Source organism: Desulfogranum mediterraneum DSM 13871 (assembly GCF_000429965.1).
GTDB lineage: Bacteria > Desulfobacterota > Desulfobulbia > Desulfobulbales > Desulfobulbaceae > Desulfogranum > Desulfogranum mediterraneum.
Map to the genome: position 1 here is coordinate 246,095 of NZ_KE387007.1, position 6,901 is coordinate 252,995.

Here is a 6,901-nt window from a genome sequence, read left to right on the forward strand (position 1 = left end):
TATTTATCGTTCGATAAAGGCTGAGTTCAGGGCCTTGTGGATCGGCTTGAGGAAGTATTCCAGCAGGCTCTTCTCACCGGTAATGATGTCGGCGTTGACGATCATTCCAGGCAATATTCGGTTTTTTCCCGGGGTGTTACCCAGGTAATCCTTGTCAAGGGTGACCATGCCCTTGTAGTAGCTTCTTCTCTGCTCGTCGGTAAAGGTCGTTGCCGATAATCCGCTGATGGAACCGTCAATGGCTCCGTAACGGGTGAAGTCGTACGAGGTGATCTTGATGATGGCCGGATCGCCGACTTTGATATGGCCGATATCGCTTGGGGAAATCTTGATCTCGGCCAGGAGCTCTCCGCTGGTGGGGACGATCTCCATGAGTTGGCTCCCCGGGGCGATCACCCCTCCCACCGTGTGCACGCTCAGGCCCTTGACGATCCCTTCGGTGGGGGCGCGAAGAGCGAGTCGCCTGACCTGGTTGCTGAGTTTTTCGTAGAGTTCCTTGCTCTCGGCCAGTTCCTGCTCAACCTCTCCCAGTTGTTGCAGGGCCATATTTTTGGCGGTTGAGATAGACGATTGGAGCCGTATCTCGTATTCGTTGATCAGGTCTTTGGCCTGGAGGAGTTTAATCTGGAGGCTGTCGACCTTTCCCTGTTGGTTGTTCAACTCGCGGACCGCATTCAGGTAAGTGGTCTCCGCGACCAACCGTTCCTGGTAGAGCTGATTCTGGGTGGCAAAGGAGGCCTCCACCACCTCAAGGTTTTTCCGGGCAGTGGCCAGCTCCTGTTGGAGCAGGTTCAACTGTTCTTTCTTCTGGGTAATCTGCCTCCGGATCAGCTCCTTTTCTTTGGTGTGGGCATCGATCATGGCATCCAGGATTTTCCCCTGGGAAGAGGAGAGCTGCTGGTGCCTGTTGCTGGCAGCCTCATAGATGGCACGGTCGTCATTGAGAAAAGAATGCAGCCGTGCGGCCTGGAGCTCCAGGAGTTGGAGTCTGGTCTGGGTCCGTTCCCGGTCGCTGAGCAGGGCGCTCCCCTCGAGTCTGATCAGGATCTGGCCCTTGTCTACCTTGTTGTCGTCACGGATCAGGATCTCTTCAACGATCCCTCCCTCCAGGTGCTGGATGGACTGGACATAGCCAGAGGGCACAATCTCGCCAGCAGCGGTGGAGCGTTCGGTGATCTGGGTAAAAGAGGCCCAGGCAATGAAGGCGATGAAGCTGAAGCAGACGATCAGCATGGTGGTACGGACCAGGTAGGGGGTCCTGGCCTCTTCCAGCATTGCTGCTTGGGAAAGGATGCGGAGCTGACGGGTGTTATCTCTAGATTTCTTGGCCATGGTTGATGCTCAGCAGAGGGGGAGGTGGGGTGCGATGTCTCGACATGGTCGTCTTCAGCTGTGCAGGGCCTTGAGCAGTTCGGCCGGAGCTCCGGATAAGACCTGGCCATTGCCGGGCAGATACACCAGCCGGTCCGCCTGGAGGATGTCTTCCTGGTATTCGGTGACGAAGACCATGGTCTTGTCCCCTCGAAATTTTTGGAGGTATTCCCGGAATAAGGCACCGGTGGTATCGTTCTGGACCGCCGAAGGAAACTCGTCAAAGAGCATGATGGCGGCCTTGCGGAGATAGCCCCGCGCCAGGGTGAGCTGGAAGGCAAAACTTGAGGACAGCTGTTCTGAGCGATAGTCTCCGATAAAGGTGTTGAGCCCCTTGGGCAGACTCAGGGTCTCTTCCAGGGCCCCTGCCCAGACCAGGGCATCACGCAGCTCTTCGTCGCTGGCATCCGGTTGGACCATGCGGAGATTCTTTTCAATGGTGCCGTGAAAGAGTTCCACCATCTGGGGGACATAGGAGATGTTTTTGCGCAGGTCAATGGGGTCGCGTTGGCGAATGTCCAGGCCGTCAATGAGGATCGAACCGATCTGAGGGGTGTAGAGCCCGTTGACGAGTTTGAGGACGCTGCTTTTTCCTGTGCCCGAACCACCGGTAATGGCGACGATTTCACCCGGTTGGATCTCCAGGCTCAGGCCGGAGATAACCGGACTGCGTTCACCGCTATAGCGAAGGCCGACCCCGCTGAAGGTGATCCTGCCCCTGAGCAGGGTGGTGTCTTTGGAGAAATCAACCAGCTTGCCCTCAGGGGGCGTCTTGATCAGCTTGTGGACCTGTTGGATGCTGCGGAAGATATAGCGCAGCCGGACCAGGGAGTTGCAGAGGGTCTGCATGGGGGTCAGGATGCGCCAGACCAGCATCATCGAGGCAATCAACCCTCCTGTGGTAATCTGGCCCTGCCAGGCCAGCCAGATGCCGAAGGTGAGGGTCACCACCCCGGCCAGGATGGAGAGGCCGTAGGCAAAGGCCTCGATCAGGGAAGACTGGAAGGCCGAGGCAAAGCTGGTGATGGCGGCTTCTCCTGAGAGTTCATGAAAGCGTTGCCACCAGGTGTCACCCAGTCCGTGGGCCTTGATCATCCGGTTCTTCTGCATGGTTTCCACCAGCAGGGCCTGTTTGCGGACCATGGTCGAGGCCCCCCTTTCCGTGCTGGCCTGGATCCGGGGGAGCATGATCAGGGCGAGGAGGGCATAGCAGCCGGCGAGAACCAGAGGGATCAGGGCCAACGGTCCGCCGATGACGGCGATGGTGGCGAGGAAAATCAGGGTAAAGGGGAGCTCCAGCACACTGATGCCGGTGGGACTGGAGAAGAAATCCCGGATGGAGTCAAAGTCTTTCATCCTGGCAACCTGGGAGGGTATGGAGGAGCCCTCAATCAGTCTGGGCGGCAGAAAGAGGAGGCGCTCAAACACTGCCTGGCTGGTGATGGCATCCAGGCGGACGCCGAAGTAGGCCAGGCTGCGCGCTCGAAGGTAGCGGAGCAGTGCTTCGACGGTCATGGCCAGGATGGCTCCCATGGCCAGGTATTGGAGGGTGTCCACGGAGCGACTGCCGATGACCTTGTCGTAGACCACCATCACAAAGAGCGATGAGGCCAGGGCCAGGGTGTTGATCAGGAAGCTCACCGCAAAGCTCTGGATAAGGATGGCGTCAAAGCGGCGGATCAGGTTCCTGAACCAGGTCAGGGCACGCTCCCCCACATTAGAGGAGATAATGTTCTGTTTGGCCAGCTCTGTGGTGAGAGGCTCAAAGATGTAGACCGTCCCCTTATAGTTGGGCAGCTGATGGAGATCGATGGTGCTCTCCGTGAGCGGATCCATGGCCTTGGCCCCCATGCTCTCGGGTGCCGGGATCAGGACCAGGGGGCGCTCGTCACGGTCCCGGTTCACAAAGAGACAGGGGCTCAACCGGGGGTCAAAGTTGTGCAGGCTGATCTCCGTGGAGCGGGCATGATAGCCCAGGTTGATCATGGTGTTGAGTAGGTCAACCCTGTCCAGTTCTCCTGGCATATGGGGAAGGGCTTCGCAGATCTTGCCGATCTTTCCCTGCCAGTTCAGGCTGCTCAGCAGGTAGGTCAGGGCGGTGGCATGTTCGGACACCCGCTCAAGGCCAAGCCATTTTGCCGGCTCCAGAGCGGCGCGAAGCCGGCGGGCCTGGGTAATGAATTTTGCCTCATTACTCATGCCGAGAACTCACGGAAAGGGAGTATGCTGTGGATCTTCGAGTCTGCAGGGGCGGATTCCAGCAGGGTACCCTGGTGGAGGAAATATTCCCGGTCGGCCAGGCGCAGGATGTTGCGGTCATCAGAGACGATCAGGAGCACGGTGCGCGGCTTGAGGCGACCCAACACGGAAAAGATGATGTTGTAGCCCTTCTTGTCCAGGCCGCGGTCGGCGTTGTCAAAGAGGATTACCCTGGGTTTGTTGGCCAGGACCCGGGCGATGGCAATACGCTGCTTCAGTCCCGGGGGGATGGGGTCGTTGACGCTGTCTGAGAGGAGGGTTTCATAGCCTTCCGGGAGGAGGGCAACGGCCTGGTCAATCCTGAGGAAGGCTGCCGCATTCATGGCGTCTTCTTCGTTGGTATGGCCAAAGAAGGTCAGGTTCTCCCTGATGGTTCCGTTGAATATGGCCCCCTTTTCAGGGAGGTAACCTATGTGGCTGCTCAAGAGAGAGGGGCTGAGATGGGAGAGGGGGGCGTCATCAATGGAGATGGAACCTTCCGTAGGGGCGAGCAGTCCGGTCAGGAGGTGGAGCAGGGTGGTCTTGCCGCTCCCCGATCCTCCGGAGATGGCCACCGAGTCACCTGCCTGCAGGGAGAGGTTGAGTCCTTTCAGCAGCAGGGGGCTATCCTGGTTGTAGCGAAAGGAGAGATTCCGGAGACTGATCCGGCCTTGGGGTTTACGTGCGCCTGAGGGCTGATCGTAGTCCACCATGCTTAGGGAGAGGATGTCGGCCATCTCTCGGCGATCGATGAAAAAGGTCTGAAACCTGGTCCACAGGGAAAGGGACCGCTGGACCGGCTGCATGATCCGGCCGGAGAGGAGAATGCAGGCCGCCAACCCGCCGGAACCCATGTCGCCCTGGATGACCTTGAAGGCCCCAAAACTGACGATGGCCACGGTCATCACCTGGGAGAAGAGGGTACTGCAGTTGATGGCAATGGTGTTGGTGATGGCCACCCGGTAGTGGGCTTGGCTGATTCTGGTCTGCAGCCGGTCGTTTCTGCGGAGAAAAAATTTCTCCAGGCCGACCCCCTTGAGGGTGTGGATCCCAGCCAGGGTTTCGATAAAGTAGTTGTAACGGATCTTGTTGCTGAAGTCCTGCTCCTGGACCTCTTTCCGCAGGCGCGTTCCGATGAAGAGGGCCAGGATGCAGAAGAGGAGGAAGAGGGAGAGCGGTACGTAGACCAGATTCCCGGCGATGTACCAGATCAGAAAGAGGAAGACAAAGATGAAGGGGAAGTCGACGATCGTCAACATGGTCTGGCCGGAATAAAAGCTCCGCAGGCGACTGATGGCAGCCATCTTCTGGAGGTAGGCTCCTGAGCCCTGTTGCTCAAACTGTTGGAGCTGTGAGCCCAGGATGTGCTCCATGGCCCGGCAGGAGGTGGTGTGCTCAAAGACCGCACCTGACCAGGCCGTCAGGTAGGAGCGGGCAATCCGGAGCAGGATCTCCAGGGAGATGGCCGTGACCACCCCCAAAAAAAGGAGCGTGAGGGTGCCGACTCCGTGATTGGGCAGGACCCGGTCGTAGGTCTGGAGCATCATCACCGGCATGGCCAGGGCCAGGAGGTTGATGATCAGCGAGGCAAAGATAAGATGGACGGCATTGATCTTGAACTCCCTGTTCAGGAAGAGGCCTTTCCAGTCATTTGAGGCGGAGCGCAGGGGCATTGGCAAATATATGGAAGAGGTTATGTCGTCACAGGTAGCGTCATTATAGGCTACCGGTGAGGGGATGCAAGTTGGAATCCTCTTTGCAGTGTTTTCTCTGAGAAAATGGCCGGAAAAGAGGAACACTGCTTGATTTTAGCTCTTTCCCTGTGCGATAATAATTCGGTAGGATGTTTTCTCTCTTTCTGTGGAGCAGAGGACCTGCTCTCTTTAGCGAATAAAGGCAAAATTATGCGTTGTCCAAAGTGCGGCTATATCTCTTTTGATCATCTTGAAACCTGTAAAAAGTGCCATAAGGCGGTGGCGGAAACCGCTGTTGAACTCCAGGGGACAACCTTTGATAGTGAAACTCCCTCTTTTCTCCGCCTGGCAGAGGAGGTTGCTCCCCAGCAGGCTGAGCTGGATTCCTCTTCTCCGGAACCTGACTGGGGCGAGGTTGAGGCGACCGAGGAGCAGGGGCCGGATCTGGACTTCTCGGAGCCTGCTGAAGAGCAGGAGACAGGGGGGGAGGAACTGGTTCTGGATCTTGGGGATGCCGTCTCCCCTGTTGAGGAGGATGATGATCAGATCATCATGAACCTGGATGAACTGGAAGATGCCGCCTCGTCTGAAGATTATACCCTGGAGGTCAATGAGCCGGTTAAGGAACAGGGAGATCAAGGGGGCGTGATTGATTTCGGCGACTTGGATATATCCGATCTCATGCCGCCCGAGTCTGATGAGGGAGAGATCGATCTTCCTGCGGGAGATATGGAACCCGCCCTGGCCGCCCTGGAAGAAGAGGCGCCGGCCCCTGAAATTGTCCTGGAGGAGCCTCCGGCAGAGTCCCCTGCAGCGAGTACAGGGCAGGAGCCTGAAAAAAATATGGGCCTGGAAGATCTGCTCCTGGATGAACTGGATCTGGATAAAACCGTACCGCCTGTTTTGAAAAATGCCCCACCACAGGCGGTTAAGACCGGTACCGCTCTGGATAACTTTGATGTGGATCTGGGAGAACTCTTTGCCGAGGAAAAAAAGTAAACAAGTGAGAGAAAAAGAGTTGACAGAGAGGCCGAAATTTTGCTAAACAGTGGCTCGCAACACGCAACAACGAGGTGCCGGGATAGCTCAGTCGGTAGAGCAACGGACTGAAAATCCGTGTGTCCCTGGTTCAAATCCTGGTCCCGGCACCATTAGATATCAAGAGGTTAAGTCAATCTGACTTAACCTCTTTTTTTTTGTGTCTCTGCTTTCTGTCTTGCTGTAGAGCTGAAAAAGCCCCCTTTCCCTTCTCGGTCAGTCGAGATCCTTCCTGCTTTTTTTTGGGGACACTGCCATCACTATCAGTCTGTCGAGAGGCTGGGTTGGTTTTTCCCTGTAGAAGAGCTCTGTCTGGTTGATCCGGCTGCAACAACTGGAATTTTCGACTCATCGACTCCTTGGCTATATCCGAACTTCCCTCTATACAGCAGACCGCCATGAAATAGATTGCATCGCACCTTCAGGCGCAGAAAATATGCGGAAGACCCCTTGCGGATACTCCCTCGAAGCTCCTTGGAGGTGCTGTCCCGGCTGGTTCTGGGGGGCATTCATGGTTCTGTCGATGCACGGTTTTACCGCCATAGCCTTCTCTACCAGGA

The 6,901-nt window shown here is 56.8% G+C and carries 4 protein-coding genes and 1 tRNA gene; 2 read left to right on the forward strand and 3 right to left on the reverse strand.

The window, feature by feature from the left end; all coding sequences use genetic code 11:
- Positions 1-3: 3 nt before the first annotated feature.
- The 3 genes from G494_RS0120465 to G494_RS24775 are packed head-to-tail and all read right to left on the reverse strand — an operon-like array spanning position 4 to position 5,282.
- The gene (locus G494_RS0120465; RefSeq protein WP_084457171.1) at positions 4-1,332 is read right to left on the reverse strand and encodes an HlyD family type I secretion periplasmic adaptor subunit; all 1,329 of its coding nucleotides are present in this window, start codon (positions 1,330-1,332) and stop codon (positions 4-6) included.
- Between the two features lie 54 nt (positions 1,333-1,386).
- The gene (locus tag G494_RS0120470; protein WP_028586007.1) at positions 1,387-3,570 is read right to left on the reverse strand and encodes a peptidase domain-containing ABC transporter; all 2,184 of its coding nucleotides are present in this window, start codon (positions 3,568-3,570) and stop codon (positions 1,387-1,389) included.
- Complete coding sequence (locus tag G494_RS24775; RefSeq protein WP_051305926.1) at positions 3,567-5,282, reverse strand: peptidase domain-containing ABC transporter; 1,716 nt, start codon at positions 5,280-5,282, stop codon at positions 3,567-3,569. Before G494_RS24775 ends, G494_RS0120470 begins: the two co-directional genes overlap by 4 nt.
- Before the next feature lie 231 nt (positions 5,283-5,513).
- Here G494_RS24775 and G494_RS0120480 point away from each other — a divergent pair, with 231 nt between their 5' ends.
- Complete coding sequence (locus tag G494_RS0120480; RefSeq protein WP_028586008.1) at positions 5,514-6,302, forward strand: hypothetical protein; 789 nt, start codon at positions 5,514-5,516, stop codon at positions 6,300-6,302.
- Between the two features lie 76 nt (positions 6,303-6,378).
- A tRNA-Phe gene (locus G494_RS0120485) sits at positions 6,379-6,454 on the forward strand.
- Positions 6,455-6,901: the final 447 nt, after the last annotated feature.

Excerpts from the sequence above, each read along its gene's own strand:
- G494_RS0120465 (WP_084457171.1), bottom strand. The coding sequence starts at position 1,332 with ATGGCCAAGAAATCTAGAGATAACACCCGTCAGCTCCGCATCCTTTCC.
- G494_RS0120470 (WP_028586007.1), bottom strand. The coding sequence starts at position 3,570 with ATGAGTAATGAGGCAAAATTCATTACCCAGGCCCGCCGGCTTCGCGCC.
- G494_RS24775 (WP_051305926.1), bottom strand. The coding sequence starts at position 5,282 with ATGCCCCTGCGCTCCGCCTCAAATGACTGGAAAGGCCTCTTCCTGAAC.
- G494_RS0120480 (WP_028586008.1), top strand. The coding sequence starts at position 5,514 with ATGCGTTGTCCAAAGTGCGGCTATATCTCTTTTGATCATCTTGAAACC.